Source organism: Pantoea sp. AS142 (assembly GCF_037152305.1).
Classification (GTDB): domain Bacteria; phylum Pseudomonadota; class Gammaproteobacteria; order Enterobacterales; family Enterobacteriaceae; genus Pantoea.
The window spans coordinates 272,081-290,014 of sequence record NZ_JBBCMO010000002.1 but is presented as its reverse complement, the minus strand read 5'-3'; the positions used below and the strand labels follow the sequence as shown (position 1 = coordinate 290,014).

Genomic DNA, 17,934 nt, shown 5'->3' with positions numbered 1-17,934 from the left:
AACTATAGTCATAATCTGACGCTTTGCTGATTTCCTGCTCCAGGAATTACCTGATTTTTCATCTGGTAAACTCGCCCAGTACAGGCGGTGCGCCGTTTCGCTGCGCAAAGAAATGTAAGACGCAGCGGCAACCGCCGAATTTCGCTTCGCTTCTTTGATTAATCTGATAAATTTTGTCGTGACTGAATTTTCCAGTAACCCTACTGTCGTACCCCTCTGTTGCCTGTAATTATCGGGCCATCAAAGTGCATGTTGCACGACAGTCACGACACCCTCGAACAGCTAAGGAATGATCTCTGGCATGAATCGAAGAATGTTTATGAAAGCGTCAATGGCCTTCTCCGCCGTCAGCGGCATGACCGGCCTGTCAACGCTGTTTGCGCAATCCGCATGGGCAGAAGATGGCATTGCTGACGGAACCGCAGTACGCTTCGATTTCGACGTATTGAAGAAAAACGCGGCTGCGCTGGCGAAAAAACCCTGGGGCGGTGCACCCGGCGCGCTGCCGGAGACGCTGGCCACACTGACCCCGCAGGCGTACAACGAAATTCAGTACGACGCCAACCATTCGCTCTGGAACAACCTGCCCGATCGTCAACTGGATGTACAATTCTTCCATGTTGGTATGGGCTTCAAGCGGCGCATACGTATGTTCTCTGTTGACGGCGAGAGCCGCGAGGCACGCGAAATTCACTTCCGCCCCGAGTTGTTCAACTACAACAATGCCAATGTCGATACGAAGCAGCTGGAGGGCAAAACTGACCTCGGCTTCGCCGGTTTCCGCGCATTTAAAAAACCGGAACTGGCCCGTCGCGACATTGTTTCTTTCCTCGGCGCAAGCTACTTCCGCGCGGTTGACGATACCTTCCAGTATGGTCTCTCGGCGCGTGGCGTAGCAATTAACACCTTCAGCAACGGTCAGGAAGAGTTCCCCGATTTCACCGCCTTCTGGTTTGAAACGCCAAAAGCGGAAGATACTACCTTTACCTGCTATGCCCTGCTGGATGGGGCCAGCCTCACCGGTGCCTATAAATTCATCATCCACTGCGAAGAGAAACGCGTGGTGATGGAGGTGGAAAACCACCTGTTCGCTCGTAGAGAGATCCGTCAGATTGGCATCTCGCCAATGACCAGCATGTTCAGCTGCGGAACCAACGAACGCCGCATGTGCAACACCTACCATCCGCAGATTCACGACTCCGATCGCCTGGCGATGTGGACTGGTAAAGGTGAATGGATTGCCCGTCCGCTGAATAATCCTCAACGTCTGCAGTTCAACGCCTACGAAGATGAAAATCCGCGTGGCTTTGGCCTGCTGCAGTTGAATCACGATTTTAAAGATTATCAGGATGTGATTGGCTGGTATGACAAACGTCCAAGCTTGTGGGTAGAGCCGGTCGGCAAGTGGGGCAAAGGCGCAATCAACCTGATGGAGATCCCAACGACCGGTGAGACGCTGGATAACATTGTCTGCTTCTGGCAACCGTCTGAGCCGGTTAAAGCGGGCAGCGAGCTGAACTTCTCCTACAAGCTTTACTGGAGTGGTCTGCCGCCCGTGCGTAGTGGACTGGCGCGCGTGGATGCGACCCGCACTGGTATTGGTGGTTTCCCGGAGGGCTGGGCGCCTGGGGAACACTTCCCGGAAACCTGGTGTCGCCGCTTCGCCATCGATTTTATTGGTGGTGATCTGCAGGCTGCCGCGCCGAAAGGCATTGAACCGGTGATTACCGTGTCATCCGGTAGCGTGAAGCAGGTTGAGATTCTTTATGTCGATCCGCTCAAGGGGTACCGCATTCTGTTTGACTGGTATCCGAACAGCGATTCTACCCAGCCGGTAGAGATGCGTCTGTTCCTGCGCAGCAAAGAAGAGACGCTGAGTGAAACCTGGCTGTATCAGTATTTCCCACCTGCGCCGGACCAGCGTAAATATGTCGATGACCGCCAGATGACGGTGGGTTAACGCCAACAGGCGAGGCCGTTGCCTCGCCTTTTTTATGGGGCTGTTTTCAGCATATCAACGTGAGGAATACCATCTTCCAGGTAGTTCTCCCCTACAGCCCAAAAACCATGCTGCCCATAGAAATTTTCCAGATGCGCCTGAGCGGAAAGAAACAGGTCACGCCCCGGCCAGTGCTGCTGACAACGACTGATCGCCTGCTCCATAAGACGATTGCCCAGCCGCGCACCACGAACCCGATCTGAAACGATCACCCGTCCGATTTTAACCGGGCTGGTCTCATCCTCTGGAGAAAGCAGTCGCGCATAGGCCACCAGCTGGTCATCAGCCATTCCCAACAGATGCCGATTTTCCGCCAGCAAATCTTTGCCATCCACATCCTGATAAATACACTGCTGTTCCACCACAAACACGGCACTGCGCAACGCCAGTAGCGCATAAAGCTCCGGGGCGGTGAGTTCGCTATGGTGTTTATCCTGCCAGTTAATGTTCATGGTCTCTCCTTGCTAAACAAAACACTCTACATCAACACGGTGTCACCAGCACCTGCTTGTCACCGGATTTAAAGGCAAAAAAAATCAGGCCCGGAGGCCTGATTCATCATTCGCAGTTACCTGCTTACATCAGCGGCTGAGCCATCTGCACCAGTCTGATCAGCGGCTGCGGATATACCCCGAACAGCAGAACCAGAATGGCAGAGATCAGGACTACCACACCACCGGCCGTAAACGCCCAGTTAGCCGGAGTGTCACGGGTATGCAGTTCCGGCGGACTAAGGTAGAGACTCACCGTCACGCGCAGATAGTAATAGAGGCCAATCGCGCTACCCGCGACAACGGCACCCGTCAGCCACCACAGGTGCGAACTCACGCCTGAAGCAATAACGTAGAATTTACCGATAAAGCCCAGCGTCATCGGGATACCCGCCAGTGACAGCATCATGACCGTCATCACCGCTGACAGGATAGGACGATGCCAGAACAGACCACGATAAGAGTAGAGCGAGTCCGCATCCGGGCCGCGATAGGGGCTGGACATCAGACTCACCACACCAAAGGCACCCAGGCTGCTGAACAGATAACCCGCCAGGTAAACACCCGAGGTTTCCATCGACAGCTGATGATCTTTCACCGTAATCAGCGCCACCAGCAGATAACCGAGGTGGGCGATAGAGGAGTAACCCAACAGACGCTTGATGTTGCTCTGCGAAATCGCCATCAGGTTACCGAACAGAATCGATGCAAAAGCGATAATACCCAGCACCGTGCGCACCGCTTCGCTGTCAGTCACCGGCGCATACATGAACAGTCGCAGGATGACACCGAAGATAGCAATCTTGCTGGCGGTTGCCAGGAAGGTTGAAACTGGCGCAGGCGCACCCTGATAAACATCGGGCGTCCAGAGGTGGAACGGAACCAGTGAGAGCTTAAAGCCCAGACCGATGATCAACATGCCAAGACCCACCAACAGCAGTGGCGCGTGAATCATGCTGTCAGTGAGGCTCTGGCCCAGCGCAACGAAGCTCAGGTTACCGGAGTCGGCGTAGATCAGCGCGATACCAAACAGCAGGAACGATGAAGCCGCGGCCGAGAGAATGGTGTATTTCAGCGCCGCTTCCAGCGAACGTTTCTGGCGGAAAGCGTAGCCAATCAGACCAAACAGTGGCAGCGACAGCAGCTCAATGCCGATAAACAGGGACGCCAGATGGTTAGCACTGGCCAGCACGATGCCACCAAGTGCCGCAATCAGCACCAGCAGGTAGAACTCATCTTTGTTGTCCGGGTAGCCTGCCAGCCAGGGATAGGCAAAAGTGCAGGTTGCCAGACTCGCCAGCATCACCAGTGCGGTATAGAACATTGAATAGCCATCGACACGCAGCAGCGGGGTGACATCCATCGCCCCGACCTGGCCGACAAAGTAAAGCGAGAGCAGTGCCAGGTTCAGGCCAACTACCGTTAGCGTGGCGTTAACGAAGTGGTCGCGTCGCCAGGCAATGGACAGCATCACAACCACCACCGTCAATCCGACGATTAACAGCGGCAGCAACGCAATCAATTGGTGAGGAGTTATTGTCATGGCGAATTACGGCCTTGTAGTTGAAATTGAAGCGGTAAACCACTGCTGAATATTGCTCATGGCAGCGTGCGAAGTATCCAGAATCGGCTGTGGATAGACGCCCAGCAGCACCAGCAGCACCACCAACACACCGATGGTCATGAACTCACGCGGTGACATGCCTGGCAGCGGATCTTTCGATTTCGCTTCACCGTAATAAGCACGTTGCATCATTACCAGCGAGTAAACTGAGGCGAATACCAGACCAAAGGTCGCAATAATGATAATCATCGGCACCACCTGGAAGCTGCCGGTCAGAATCATAAATTCGCCGACAAAGTTACCGGTGCCCGGCATACCGAGATTGGCAACAGCAAAGAACAGCGACAGGCCTGGAATCCATTTGATGCGCGACCACAGCCCCCCCATCTGACGCATGTCACGGGTATGCAGACGCTCATACAGCTGACCACACAGAATGAAGAGTGCCGCAGCGGAAAGACCGTGCGCAATCATCTGAATGACAGCCCCCTGCAGTGCCAGCTGGCTGCCGGTGTAGATGGCAATCAGTACAAAGCCCATGTGCGAAATCGAGGTATACGCAATCAGACGTTTGATATCGGTCTGCGAGAAGGCCATCCAGGCACCGTAGAAGATACCGATGATGCCCAACCACATGGCAATTGGCGCAAACTCTGCTGACGCGTTCGGGAACAGCGGCAGACTGAAACGCAGCAAACCGTAAGCCGCAGTTTTCAGCAGGATACCCGCCAGGTCGACAGAACCCGCAGTGGGTGCCTGACTGTGCGCATCCGGCAGCCAGCCGTGCAACGGCACCACCGGCATCTTGACCGCAAAGGCGATAAAGAAGCCCAGCATCAGCAGATACTCAACGCCGCTCGACATTGGCGTCTGCAGCAGCTGTTCGTAGTTGAACGTCCAGACGCCGGTCGCGTTGTAGTGGACAAACACCAGTCCCAGAATCGCAATCAGCATCACCAGACCCGAGGCCTGGGTGTAGATGAAGAATTTGGTCGCAGCGGAGATACGGGTTTTGCCGTCCGAAGCTTTATGACCCCAGAGCGCGATGAGGAAGTACATCGGCACCAGCATCATTTCCCAGAAGAAGAAGAACAGGAACATATCGATGGAGAGGAACACACCGATTACGCCGCCCAGGATCCACATCAGGTTCAGGTGGAAGAAGCCCTGATACTTTGAAATCTCATTCCAGGAACACAGCACCGCCATCAAACCGAGCAGGCCGGTTAGTACCACCATCAGCAGAGACAGGCCATCAATGGCTAAATGGAAACTGATGCCGAAGCGCGGGATCCACGGAACTGAGAAACTTGACTGCCACTGCGGAATGCCCGCTGCCTGCGTCAGTGAATAGCCTCCCTGCAACCAGAGTTGCAGCGAAAGCGCCAACGTCAGCCCCATGGTGATCAGCGCGATCCAGCGTGGCACCTTCGCGCCAAGGCGCTCAGTGAGCCAGCAGATCAGACCGCCGACGAAGGGTATGATAATTAGCCAAGGTAATAACACGGCACACTTCCCTTTTCTTTGTCTTAGTTCGGGCTATCTTACTTGCCATTTTGATTCCCGGCAGTGCTCGCAATCCTCACATACCTCGGTATGCTGCGGTTGCTGCGCGCTGGCGGTAACCAAACTGGCTGCGACGATAACGCCCTTGCTCAGGACAATTTTTGACATTCTCAATGGGCAGATTAACTAACCTGCCCCGCTCATCAATCGTTAAATCACCAGCAGCAGAGCCAGCACCAGCACGGCACCCACACTCATTGACGCAACGTACCAGCGCAGGTAGCCATTCTCACTGACGACCAGGCCTTTGTTGGCAATACGTGACAGCAGCGCAGGCAGGTTCATCAGGCCGTTCAGTGGGTCACGCTTCAGCAGCCACGCAATACCCAGATAAGGTTTGACGAACACTTTATCGTAGAGCCAGTCGAAGCCCCAGGCCGCAAACCACCAGGTGCCGAAGAAACGGCCTGGTGCACTGTTTGCAATCCGGGTAACCAGCGCACGTTTGCCCAGCCACAGCGCGGCAGCAATCAGAATGCCGATAATCGCCACCACGCCAGAGGTGATTTCAAGTCCCACTTTGCCCGCTTCACCAAACTCATTGGCTGGCAGTACACCCGCCAGCGGCGGCGTGATCAGCGCACCAATGAAGGTGGAGAGCAGCAGCAACACAATCAGCGGCAGATGATGGGTAATGCCCTTACCGGCGTGGGCATGAATTTTCTCTTCGCCGTGGAAGACGATGAAGATCATGCGGAAGGTATAGATTGAGGTCAGGAACGCGCCCACCAGACCTGCAACCATCAGGTTGATGTGACCGTTAGCCAGTGCGCCAAACAGAATCTCATCTTTACTGTAGAAGCCCGCCGTAATCAGCGGCAGTGCCGCCAGCGCCGCGCCGCCCACCAGGAAGCAGGTGTAGACCAGCGGAATGCTCTTACGCAGGCCGCCCATTTTGAAGATGTTCTGCTCGTGATGGCAGGCCAGAATCACTGAACCCGAGGAGAGAAACAGTAACGCTTTAAAGAAAGCGTGCGTCATCAGATGGAAAATCGCCGCATCCCACGCCTGAACGCCCAGCGCCAGAAACATGTAGCCAATCTGGCTCATGGTGGAGTATGCGAGGACACGTTTGATATCGGTCTGCACCAGCGCGGCAAAGCCTGCCAGCACCAGAGTAATCGCCCCGATAATCCCGACCAGATGCAACACTTCCGGCGTCAGCAGGAAAAGACCGTGGCTACGGGCAATCAGGTAGACACCCGCCGTCACCATGGTTGCGGCGTGGATCAGTGCTGAAACAGGGGTCGGACCGGCCATTGCATCTGCCAGCCAGGTCTGTAACGGCAGCTGCGCCGATTTACCGACCGCGCCCCCTAGCAGCATCAGCGTTGCCCACTGCAGCATGTGATTGTCTGCGGCAAAGTGGGCAGGTGCCAGCTCCATCATCTCGCGGAAGTTCAGCGTGCCCAGCTCGTTATAGAGAATGAACAGGCCGAATGCCAGAAAGACATCGCCCACGCGGGTAATGATGAACGCTTTCATCGCCGCTTTGCCATTTTCCGGATTGCTGTAGTAGAAACCGATCAGCAGATAAGAGCATAGCCCTACCCCTTCCCAGCCCAGATACATCAGCATCAGGTTATCGGCCAGCACCAGAACAACCATGCTGGCGATAAAGAGGTTGGTGTAGGCGAAGAAGCGGGAATAGCCCTCTTCTCCACGCATGTACCAGGAGGCGAACATGTGAATGAAGAAACCGACACCGGTCACCACCGACAGCATGGTCAGCGACAGGCCATCCAGCGTCAGGTTCACCTTCATGTCGAAGTTGCCGACATGCATCCAGGTCCAGAGCGCCTGGGTGAAGGCTTGTTGGCCGTTGGCGAAGAAGTCGAAACCGATCATCGCTGTGGTCAGGGCTGCCAGGCCAACCGATCCCATACCAATCGTGGCCGACAGGTTCTCTGACCAGCGGCCGCGCGAAAACGCTAACAGCAGAAAGCCGATCAGCGGAAACAAGACAGTTAAATAGAGAAGATTCATCCGCGCATCTCGCTCACAGTATCAATGTTCAGCGTCTGACGACGACGATAGAGCTGAAGCAGCAGAGCCAGTCCAATACTGGCTTCCGCTGCCGCCAGGCTGATTGCCAGAATATACATCACCTGTCCATCGGCCTGCCCCCAATAGCTCCCGGCAACCACAAGGGCTAAGGCGGCGGCGTTGATCATGATTTCAAGGCCGATCAGCATAAACAGCAGATTGCGGCGTATCACCAGCGATGTCAGTCCAAGGACAAACAGCACGGCAGCAAGAATCAATCCATGTTGTAACGGGATCATGCGTTCTCCTTTTTCACCTGAGCGACGTCAGCATTACGGTTACTCAGGACTTCGCCCTGGCGCTCTTCACGACCGATATGGAACGCCACGACCAGACCCGCCAGCAGCAGCATGGAAGCCAGTTCAACTGCGAGGACGTAAGGACCAAACAGGCTGATGCCAACCGCTTTGGCGTCGATGATGGTGCCATCAATGCCCTGATCATTGGCGGTCAGAATGGCGTAGACCATCACCACCAGCAGCAGCAACGAGACGACGCCTGGACCAATCCACAGTGACGGGCTGAGCCATTCACGCTCCTGCTTCTCGGTCTGTTTGCCAAGGTTCAGCATCATGACCACGAAGACGAATAGCACCATGATGGCACCAGCGTAAACGATGATCTCCAGCGCACCCGCAAAATAGGCACCCATCGAGAAGAAGACGCCCGCGATCGATAACAGCGAAACGATCAGGTACAGCAACGCATGTACCGGATTAGTGTGGGTAATGACGCGCAACGTCGTCAGCACCGCCACCAGTCCGCAAAGATAAAACGCAAATTCCATGCCTTGCTCCTTAAGGTAATAAGCCTTTGACGTCGATAGGCTTCGCTTCGTTTTCCGCTTCGCCCTTATCTTTACCGTCAATCGCCATACCTGCCATGCGGTAGAAGTTGTACTCGGGATATTTACCCGGTCCCGAAATCAGTAGATCGTTCTTCTCATACACCAGATCCTGACGCTTAAACTCACCCAGTTCGAAATCGGGGGTCAGCTGAATCGCCGTGGTCGGGCAGGCTTCTTCGCACATGCCGCAGAAGATGCAGCGTGAGAAGTTGATACGGAAGAACTCCGGGTACCAGCGACCATCTTTGGTTTCTGCTTTCTGCAGCGAAATACACCCAACCGGACAGGCGACCGCGCACAGGTTGCAGGCGACGCAACGCTCCTGGCCATCCGGATCGCGGGTTAACACGATACGACCACGATAGCGTGGTGGCAGATAAACCGGCTCTTCGGGGTACATCTGCGTTTCACGTTTGGCGAAGGCGTGCAGCCCAATCAGCCAGATACTACGAACTGTCGTGCCAAAGCCTGTGACAATATCTTTCAAAGTCATTTGTTAACCCCTTACGGCGCTGTGTAGAGAATCACTGCGGCAGTCGCCAGCAGGTTCAACAGCGTCAACGGCAGACACACTTTCCAGCCGAATGACAGCACCTGATCGTAGCGTGGACGCGGAAGCGCAGCACGAATCAGGATGAACATCATCATAAAGAACGCCGTTTTCAGGGCGAACCAGATAAACGGCGGCAGGAATGGGCCGTGCCAGCCACCAAAGAACAGCGTTACAATCAGCGCTGAGACCGTGGTGATCGCTACATATTCGCCGACGAAGAACAGGCCGAACTTCATCCCGGCATATTCAATGTGATAGCCGTCTGCCAGTTCCTGCTCCGCTTCTGGCTGGTCAAAAGGATGACGGTGGCACACCGCCACGCCAGCAATACAGAAGGTCACGAAACCGAAGAATTGTGGAATGATGTTCCACAGGTGCGTCTGGCTGTTAACGATATCGTTCATGTTGAACGAACCCGCCTGCGCCACGACGCCCATCAGCGACAGCCCCAGGAACACTTCGTAGCTCAGGGTCTGCGCCGAAGCGCGCATCGCACCCAGTAGCGAGTATTTGTTGTTACTCGACCAGCCGGCAAACAGCACAGCGTAGACCGCCAGGCCCGCCATCATCAGGAAGAACAGCAGACCGATATTCAGGTCTGTCACCATCCAGGTTGGCGAAACCGGCACGATAGCAAATGCCAGCAGCAGTGAAACAAAGGCGATAACCGGCGCAAGGGTAAAGATAAAGCGGTCGGTAAACGGCGGAACCCAGTCCTCTTTAAAGAACATTTTGATCATGTCCGCCACCAGCTGCAGTGAGCCGCCCCAGCCTACGCGGTTTGGCCCATAACGGTTCTGGAACAGGCCAAGCAGACGACGCTCGGCGAAGCTCATGAACGCGCCGCAGGCCACCACCACCAGCAGAATCACGATGGCTTTAACAATGGCCAGCAGAATGTCGATAACGTCCGGTGTTAACCAGCTCATTGCGCCGCCTCCTGCAGAGTGTCGATTTTACCGTTCGCCAGGAATGGCGGAACGCCCGGCATGCCGAGCGGCAGACCAATCTGTCCCGCCTGCAGTGACGCCGAGAAACGGACCGGGAGACGTAGCGTCTCACCAGCACAGCTGAACTCAACCGCTGCGCCATTATTGACGCCCAGCTTTGCCGCATCCTCCGGGTTAATCACCAGCGTGGGCTGCGCCATACGCTGCTGGAATACCGGTGAACGCTGTGACATCTCTTCGCTACCGAACAGCTGGTAGTAAGGGGCCACGCGCCACTGCGCATCACTGACAAAGGCTGCAGGTACGGTAGTGAACCATGGCAACTGATCGGCACTGGTTTCAAACAGTCGCACGCCAGGATCGCCATTACGCAGATGACCGCCAACTTCAACCTGGAATTTGTTCCACGCCTGCGGCGAGTTCCAGCCCGGAGCCCAGGCAAACGGAATCTGCGAACGCGGTGCGCCTGGCTGATTGTTCCCTTCCATTGAGAAGGCGAACATCGTGTCCTGGTCCTGCGGCTGACGTGGTTCGTGCACACTGATATTAGCGCGCGCCGCGGTACGGCCACTTGAACGGTGTGGTGAGCGCGACAGTTTCTGTCCGCGAATACGAAAGCTGGCATCCGGAGCCGCAGCCTTGATTCCGGCCAGCTGTGGCAGCTGACTTACCACCGCATCGATCACGTGGTCCAGCTGCGTCCAGTCGACGCGACGGCTTTCCAGCGTGCTGTGCAGCGAATGCAACCAGCGCCAACTCTCCAGCATCACAACGCTGTTGTCGTAATAGGAAGGATCGTAAACCTGGAAGAAACGCTGGGCACGGCCTTCGTGGTTGATCGAGGTGCCATCACTTTCGGCGAAGCTGGCTGTCGATAACACCAGACCCGCTTTCTCCAGCGTTGCAGTACGCTGATGATCAACCACAATCACGTTAGTGGTCTGGGCCAGCGCCGCATCCACCAGCGCTTTTGGTGCATGGCGATAGAGATCATTTTCCAGCACCACCAGCGCATCGGCTTCACCGCTGCTCAACTGCTCCAGCGCGTGCTCCAGCGTATTGCCGCCGATCATCCCCAGCCCGATACTGTTCGCGTGACCCGCCAGCAGAGTCATGCCGACATCTGCGCCACGTGCCTTCAGTGCTTTCGCCACGTTAGCCGCCGCTTCAATCACGGCACTGCTGCCTGAGTGGGTACCGGAAATGATTAATGGCTTTTTCGCGCCGGCCAGCGCCTGAACGACAACATCCATTTTCCCACTGAGTTTGCTGTCAAAATCGCTCACTACTGGCGCGGATTCATCCAACGCACTGGCGATAGCGAAGCCAAGGCGCGCCTGGTCTTCAACCGGCGCACGATAGCTCCATGCCGCGATATCATCCAGACGGGTTTCATCAACGTGGGTGATAAACAGCGGATGCTTCGCATTCTGACCGATGTTCAGAATCGCGGCGATCTGCCAGTCTGCAACTTTCTGCGCAGCAGCCATATCACGCGCTTTACCTTTCACCGCCTGACGCACAGAAAGTGCCACGCGTGCGCCTGTTTGTGTCAGGTCTTCACCCAGCACCAGCACCGCATCGTAGCTTTCAATTTCACGCAGTGATGGCGTATAGATACCGCCCTCACGCAGCACTTTCAGCATCAGTTCAAGACGCGCCTGTTCGCCCGCTGGCATGCCGGTAGAGAAGTTCTCTGCACCCACCAGTTCACGCAGGGCGAAGTTACTTTCAATACTTGCGCGCGGCGAACCAATACCAATCACTTTTTTCGCCTGACGCAGCAAATCTGCACCGGCATTGACCGCCTGCTCTGCGTTCAGCGTGACCCAGTCGTTTCCGCGCAGCAGCATCGGCTGACGTGGGCGATCGTTACGGTTGACATAGCCATAACCAAATCGGCCACGGTCACACAGGAAGTAGTGGTTTACGCTGCCGTTATAACGGTTTTCGATACGGCGTAACTCACCATAACGTTCACCCGGGCTGGTGTTACAACCGACGCTGCACTGCTGGCAGATGCTCGGCGCAAACTGCATATCCCATTTACGGTTATAGCGTTCAGAGTGAGTTTTATCGGTAAACACGCCAGTCGGGCAGATTTCAACCAGGTTGCCGGAAAATTCGCTCTCCAGCGTGCCATCTTCCGGGCGACCGAAGTAGACGTTATCGTGCGCACCGTAGACACCCAGATCTTTGCCATCGGCATAATCTTTGTAGTAACGCACACAGCGGTAACAGGCGATACAGCGATTCATCTCATGGGAGATGAACGGGCCGAGATCCTGATTACGGTGAGTACGCTTGGTGAAGCGATAGCGGCGAAAGCTGTGGCCGGTCATTACTGTCATATCCTGCAAGTGACAGTTACCGCCCTCTTCACATACCGGGCAGTCGTGCGGGTGGTTGGTCATAAGCCACTCCACCACGCTTTCGCGGAACTCTTTCGCTTCGCCATCATCAATAGAGATGAATGTGCCGTCAGAGGCCGGTGTCATGCAGGACATGACAAGACGACCGCGGGTATCTTCGGCATTCTGGAATTGCTTTACCGCACACTGGCGGCAGGCCCCAACGCTTCCCAGCGCCGGATGCCAGCAAAAGTAAGGAATATCAAGGCCCAGAGAGAGACATGCCTGTAGCAGGTTGTCCGCTCCGTTCACATCATACTCTTTACCGTCTACATGAATTGTAGCCATAGTGACATGCTTCCGTAAGGCTCGTCAGAGACGAGCGTTAATCATATTCTTGCCCCGACGCACGACATTGTCGGGGCGGCGGCACCAGGCCTGTTCCGTGTTCTGTGGCGAATTACCAGCGCGCTTTCAGCAGGTTTGGCTGGATCCCGCCAATTGCGCGGGTATTGCCAAACACCTGCGGTGCCATACCAGCTTCAAACTCTTCACGGAAATATTTAATGGCACTCTGCAGCGGCTCAACCGCACCAGGCGCATGCGCACAGAAGGTTTTACCCGGGCCAAGCTGACGGCAGAGTTGCAGTAAGGTTTCGATATCCCCTGGCTGCCCCTGCTTCTGCTCCAGCGCACGCAGAATTTTTACGCTCCACGGCAGGCCGTCGCGACACGGTGTACACCAGCCGCACGACTCACGGGCAAAGAACTCTTCCAGGTTACGCACCAGTGAGACCATATTGATCTCGTGATCGACCGCCATCGCCAGCGCGGTGCCGAGACGGCTGCCCGCTTTGCCGATGCTGGCAAATTCCATTGGCAGATCCAGATGCTGGTCGGTGAGGAAATCGGTGCCTGCGCCGCCCGGCTGCCAGGCTTTGAACTTCAGCCCGTCACGCATGCCGCCCGCATAATCTTCAAGGATTTCACGCGCGGTGATACCGAATGGCAGTTCCCAGACGCCAGGATTTTTCACCCGTCCGGAGAAGCCCATCATTTTGGTACCGGCATCTTCGCTTTTAGAGATATTTTTGTACCACTCCACGCCGTTGGCCAGAATCGCCGGGACGTTGGAGAGGGTTTCCACATTGTTCACGCAGGTCGGTTTGCCCCACGCGCCCGCACTTGCCGGGAATGGCGGCTTGGAACGCGGGTTAGCACGACGGCCTTCCAGTGAGTTAATCAGTGCCGTCTCTTCGCCGCAGATATAACGCCCTGCACCGGTGTGGACGATCAGCTCAAAGTCGAAGCCGGTACCGAGAATATTTTTACCGAGATAGCCCGCTTCCGTCGCTTCCGCAATCGCACGGCGCAGATGCACCGCGGCTTCAATGTATTCGCCACGTAAAAAGATATAGCCACGATAAGCCTTCAGCGCGAAGGCGCTGATCAGCATCCCTTCCACCAGCTGATGGGGCATCTGCTCCATCAGCAGGCGATCTTTATAAGTGCCGGGCTCCATCTCATCAGCGTTACACAGCAGGTAACGGATGTTCATCGACTCATCTTTGGGCATCAGACTCCACTTCAGCCCGGTAGAGAAGCCTGCACCCCCGCGCCCTTTCAGACCTGAATCTTTGACTGCTGCGACGATCTCATCCTGCGACAGGCTTTTCAGCGCTTTTTCTGCACCGGCATAGCCGTTTTTGCTGCGGTATTCGTCAAGCCAGACAGGTTGCTTGTCGTCACGCATCCGCCAGGTCAGCGGATGCGTTTCAGCAGTACGAATGATCTGTTTAATTGTCATTGATACTGCTCCAGCAAAACAGGAATGCCTTCCGGCGTCAGATGCACATGCGTGTCTTCATCCACCATCATCGTTGGGCCTTTGTCGCAGTTGCCCAGACAGCAGGTTGGCAGCAGTGTAAAGCGGCCATCGGCAGTGGTCTGACCCGGTTTAATATTCAGCTGCTGCTCCAGTGCTGACTGGATGCCCTGATAGCCAGTGATATGACAGACCACGCTGTCACAGTAACGGATTACATGACGGCCAACCGGCTGACGGAAGATCTGGCTGTAAAATGTCGCCACACCTTCAACGTCGCTTGCCGGGATACCCAGCACATCCGCGATCGCGTTGATCGCGCCGTCCGGCACCCAGCCGCGCTGTTTTTGCACGATCTTCAGCGCTTCAATCGAGGCTGCACGCGCATCTTCGTAGTGGTGTTTTTCGTGCTCAATAGCGTGATGCTCTTCCGCGCTCAGCACGAAGACCTCGTTAGGGTCGATCGTTTTAATGGCAATGTGTTGATCGTGCATAATTAGCGGTCCACGTCTGACATAACAAAATCGATACTACCCAGATATACGATCAGGTCGGATACCAGGCTGCCACGGATTACGGAAGGAATCTGCTGCAGATGCGGGAAGCTCGGCGTACGCACGCGGGTGCGGTAGCTCATGGTGCTGCCATCGCTGGTCAGGTAGTAGCTGTTGATCCCTTTCGTCGCTTCAATCATCTGGAACGATTCATTGGCTGGCATCACCGGTCCCCACGACACCTGCAGGAAGTGAGTGATCAGCGTTTCAATGTGCTGCAACGTGCGCTCTTTCGGTGGCGGCGTGGTCAGCGGGTGATCCGCTTTAAACGGCCCCTCTGGCATGTTGTTGAGACACTGCTCAAGAATGCGCAGCGACTGCCACATCTCTTCCATCTTTAGCATTACGCGGCTGTAAGCATCGCTGACGCCGGAGCCGATCGGGATTTCAAAATCGAAGTTTTCGTAGCCAGAGTATGGACGCCATTTACGCACGTCAAAGTCGAGACCAGTGGCACGCAGACCCGCACCTGTGGTGCCCCATGCCAGCGCCTCTTCCATGTTGTAAGCAGCAACACCTTTGGAACGGCCAATCAGCACGCTGTTACGCAGTGCGGCTTTGTCATATTCTTTGAGACGCTTTGGCATCCAGTCGAGGAAGTCGCGCAGCAGACGTTCCCAGCCACGCGGCAGGTCATGCGCAACGCCACCGATGCGGAACCATGCCGGGTGCATACGGAAACCGGTAATGGCTTCAACCACGTCATAGATTTTCTGGCGATCGGTAAAGGCAAAGAACACCGGGGTCATGGCACCGACGTCCTGAATAAAGGTCGAGATATAGAGCAGATGGCTGTTGATGCGGAACAACTCAGAGAGCATTACGCGGATCACGTTGACCCGATCGGGTACAACGATACCGGCCAGTTTTTCTACCGCCAGTACGTAAGGCATTTCGTTTACGCAACCGCCGAGGTACTCGATACGGTCTGTATAAGGAATATAGCTGTGCCACGACTGACGTTCGCCCATCTTTTCGGCACCACGATGGTGATAACCGATGTCAGGCACGCAGTCGACAATCTCTTCACCATCCAGCTGCAGAATGATGCGGAACGCACCGTGCGCCGACGGGTGGTTAGGCCCGAGGTTCAGGAACATGAAGTCTTCGTTGGTGGTGCTGCGCTTCATGCCCCAGTCTTCAGGCTTAAAGGTCAGCGCTTCCATTTCCAGGTCTTCTTTCTGTTTGGTCAGCGTAAACGGATCGAATTCGGTGGCGCGCGCCGGGTAATCTTTACGCAGCGGATGCCCTTCCCAGGTCGATGGCATCATGATGCGCGTCAGATGCGGGTGGCCATCAAAGGTAATACCAAACATCTCCCAGGTTTCACGCTCATACCAGTTGGCATTCGGAAAAAGGCGGGTAAGAGTCGGCAGGTGCATATCGTTTTCTGATAAGGCCACCTTGAGCATGATGTCGCGGTTGCGCTCAATCGACAGCAGGTGATAGAAAACGCAAAAATCCGCCGCAGGAAGGCCTGCACGGTGGGTACGTAAACGCTCGTCCACGCCATGCAGGTCATACAGCATGACGTAAGGCTTGGGTAATTTACGCAGGAACTCGGTCATTTCCAGTATCTGTTCACGCTTAACCCACACTACCGGAATGCCGGTACGGGTTGGCTGAACAGTGAAGGCATCCGGCCCAAAACGGTTACGCAACTCGCCGATCACCGGGTCATCAAGGTGATCACGGGTTTGCCATGAAGGCTGAGCGAGATCTTGCGTGGTCAAATCTGTCATACGTTACTCACCATTCCGGCCTGGTCTCAGGCACTCAAATGAAGGCGTCAGGATGGGGCCATGCATTAAATTGTGATGTTCTGCTGCAGGCGCGGTTTTCCATCCATACGGTTTTTAAACTTCGTCCGGGCTGCGCAGGTTCGTGACTGCAATGCGCTCGCCGCGTTTTCTTTCGCGCTCAGATGGCATATTAGCGCGATAAACGCCCTGATCACCGACAACCCACGAGAGCGGGCGACGCTCTTTGCCGATCGACTCCTGCAGCAGCAGCAGTGCCTGCATGTACGCCTCAGGACGTGGCGGACAGCCAGGAATATAGACATCAACCGGCAGGAATTTATCGACTCCCTGCACCACCGAATAGATGTCATACATACCGCCAGAGTTTGCGCAGGCCCCCATGGAAATCACCCATTTTGGCTCCAGCATTTGATCGTACAAACGCTGAATAACTGGGGCCATTTTGGTGAATGGCGTACCGGCAATGACCATGAAATCAGCCTGACGTGGCGAGGCGCGCATAACTTCAGCGCCAAAACGTGCCACGTCGTGAACCGCGGTAAACGACGTTGTCATCTCAACGTAACAACAGGACAAGCCAAAGTTATAAGGCCAGAGGGAATTTTTACGTCCCCAATTCACCATGTCATGCAGGGCGTTTTCGAGTTTGCCCATATAAACGCTGCGATGAACGTGCTGCTCCAGCGGATCGCTGACGATTTCCTGCTTTTGCAGAGGATAACGGTCGTTCTCACCACCGTTCGGGTCTATGCGGGTGAGCGTATAGTCCATCTTATTGCCTCTCTTTTACTGCTTATGAGGATTGGTGTGGCTGACCGTAGCGGTTTTCACCACCACGCGACGGCGAGCTGGCGCCCAGTCCAGTGCGCCAATGCGTACCAGATAGACCAGACCCGCCAGGAGCACCAAAATGAAAATTGCGGCTTCCACAAAGCCGATCCAACCGCTTTCACGGATTGAAGTCGCCCATGCGTATAAAAAGAGGGCTTCGACGTCGAAGATGACGAAAAACATCGCAACCAGATAAAATTTCGCCGACAGGCGGATATGGGTATCACCAACGGATTCTATGCCCGATTCGAATGGCGTGTCTTTGTAGCGGGCGCGCGCTCTGCCGCCAAGCAGCCATCCTCCAGTCAGCATGAAAGCACACAGGCCAAAGGCAATAACGATAAATACGATAAACGCCCAATGCTGAGCGATGATTTCGGTGGTAGTTGACATACTCATTGCTTACTCATCAAAAGTGGCGCTGGCATCCTGCACACGTTTCCCGCAGCAAACTGACCACATCGATTCAAGGGAAGGGTAAAAACCTTTTAAATATCACTGTTATTATGTAATAAGCAGCAATTTAATGGGGTTTTTTACTCCTTTCTATAACCTTTTGTCAACTTTGACAAAAGTATCCAAACATTATTTCAC

Annotated in this window: 15 protein-coding genes; 1 reads left to right on the top strand and 14 read right to left on the bottom strand. The window is 55.1% G+C overall.

From position 1 onward, the window contains the following. Positions 1-301 precede the first annotated feature (301 nt). On the top strand, positions 302-1,960 hold the full coding sequence (locus tag WFO64_RS06450; RefSeq protein ID WP_337010005.1) for a glucan biosynthesis protein D: 1,659 nt from the start codon (positions 302-304) through the stop codon (positions 1,958-1,960). A gap of 32 nt (positions 1,961-1,992) precedes the next feature. Here WFO64_RS06450 and WFO64_RS06445 read toward each other — a convergent pair whose 3' ends face one another. From WFO64_RS06445 to WFO64_RS06380, 14 genes are all read right to left on the bottom strand, one after another. Then, positions 1,993-2,451, bottom strand: a complete 459-nt coding sequence (locus tag WFO64_RS06445; RefSeq protein WP_337010003.1) for a GNAT family N-acetyltransferase — start codon at positions 2,449-2,451, stop codon at positions 1,993-1,995. Positions 2,452-2,575: 124 nt separating this feature from the next. Further along, the gene (gene nuoN, locus WFO64_RS06440) at positions 2,576-4,033 is read right to left on the bottom strand and encodes an NADH-quinone oxidoreductase subunit NuoN (protein ID WP_337010001.1); all 1,458 of its coding nucleotides are present in this window, start codon (positions 4,031-4,033) and stop codon (positions 2,576-2,578) included. A gap of 6 nt (positions 4,034-4,039) precedes the next feature. Then, positions 4,040-5,560 (bottom strand): NADH-quinone oxidoreductase subunit M, encoded by a 1,521-nt coding sequence (gene nuoM, locus WFO64_RS06435; RefSeq protein ID WP_337009999.1) that lies wholly within the window; start codon positions 5,558-5,560, stop codon positions 4,040-4,042. 210 nt (positions 5,561-5,770) lie between these two features. Then, entirely contained in the window at positions 5,771-7,606 is a 1,836-nt protein-coding gene (gene nuoL / locus WFO64_RS06430; RefSeq protein ID WP_337009997.1) for an NADH-quinone oxidoreductase subunit L, read from the bottom strand. Next, the gene (nuoK, locus tag WFO64_RS06425) at positions 7,603-7,905 is read right to left on the bottom strand and encodes an NADH-quinone oxidoreductase subunit NuoK (RefSeq protein ID WP_003854236.1); all 303 of its coding nucleotides are present in this window, start codon (positions 7,903-7,905) and stop codon (positions 7,603-7,605) included. Before nuoK ends, nuoL begins: the two co-directional genes overlap by 4 nt. Further along, the gene (gene nuoJ / locus WFO64_RS06420) at positions 7,902-8,453 is read right to left on the bottom strand and encodes an NADH-quinone oxidoreductase subunit J (RefSeq protein ID WP_337009995.1); all 552 of its coding nucleotides are present in this window, start codon (positions 8,451-8,453) and stop codon (positions 7,902-7,904) included. The genes nuoK and nuoJ overlap by 4 nt, the downstream gene beginning before the upstream one ends. A 10-nt stretch (positions 8,454-8,463) precedes the next feature. Beyond that, the gene (nuoI, locus tag WFO64_RS06415) at positions 8,464-9,006 is read right to left on the bottom strand and encodes an NADH-quinone oxidoreductase subunit NuoI (RefSeq protein ID WP_337009993.1); all 543 of its coding nucleotides are present in this window, start codon (positions 9,004-9,006) and stop codon (positions 8,464-8,466) included. A gap of 11 nt (positions 9,007-9,017) precedes the next feature. After that, complete coding sequence (gene nuoH / locus WFO64_RS06410) at positions 9,018-9,995, bottom strand: NADH-quinone oxidoreductase subunit NuoH (RefSeq protein ID WP_003854240.1); 978 nt, start codon at positions 9,993-9,995, stop codon at positions 9,018-9,020. Beyond that, positions 9,992-12,715 carry an NADH-quinone oxidoreductase subunit NuoG gene (gene nuoG, locus WFO64_RS06405; RefSeq protein WP_337009991.1) on the bottom strand — a complete coding sequence of 908 codons (2,724 nt, stop codon included), beginning with the start codon at positions 12,713-12,715 and terminating at the stop codon, positions 9,992-9,994. The genes nuoH and nuoG overlap by 4 nt, the downstream gene beginning before the upstream one ends. A gap of 112 nt (positions 12,716-12,827) precedes the next feature. Next, positions 12,828-14,168: an NADH-quinone oxidoreductase subunit NuoF gene (nuoF, locus tag WFO64_RS06400; RefSeq protein ID WP_337010515.1), complete on the bottom strand. Its 1,341-nt coding sequence runs from the start codon at positions 14,166-14,168 to the stop codon at positions 12,828-12,830. Between the two features lie 2 nt (positions 14,169-14,170). Continuing rightward, on the bottom strand, positions 14,171-14,686 hold the full coding sequence (gene nuoE, locus WFO64_RS06395) for an NADH-quinone oxidoreductase subunit NuoE (RefSeq protein WP_337009989.1): 516 nt from the start codon (positions 14,684-14,686) through the stop codon (positions 14,171-14,173). A 2-nt stretch (positions 14,687-14,688) separates the two neighbouring features. Beyond that, on the bottom strand, positions 14,689-16,488 hold the full coding sequence (gene nuoC, locus WFO64_RS06390) for an NADH-quinone oxidoreductase subunit C/D (RefSeq protein WP_337009987.1): 1,800 nt from the start codon (positions 16,486-16,488) through the stop codon (positions 14,689-14,691). A gap of 114 nt (positions 16,489-16,602) precedes the next feature. Next, positions 16,603-17,280, bottom strand: a complete 678-nt coding sequence (locus WFO64_RS06385; RefSeq protein WP_003854245.1) for a NuoB/complex I 20 kDa subunit family protein — start codon at positions 17,278-17,280, stop codon at positions 16,603-16,605. Between the two features lie 15 nt (positions 17,281-17,295). After that, complete coding sequence (locus tag WFO64_RS06380) at positions 17,296-17,739, bottom strand: NADH-quinone oxidoreductase subunit A (protein WP_337009985.1); 444 nt, start codon at positions 17,737-17,739, stop codon at positions 17,296-17,298. Between the last annotated feature and the right edge of the window lie 195 nt (positions 17,740-17,934).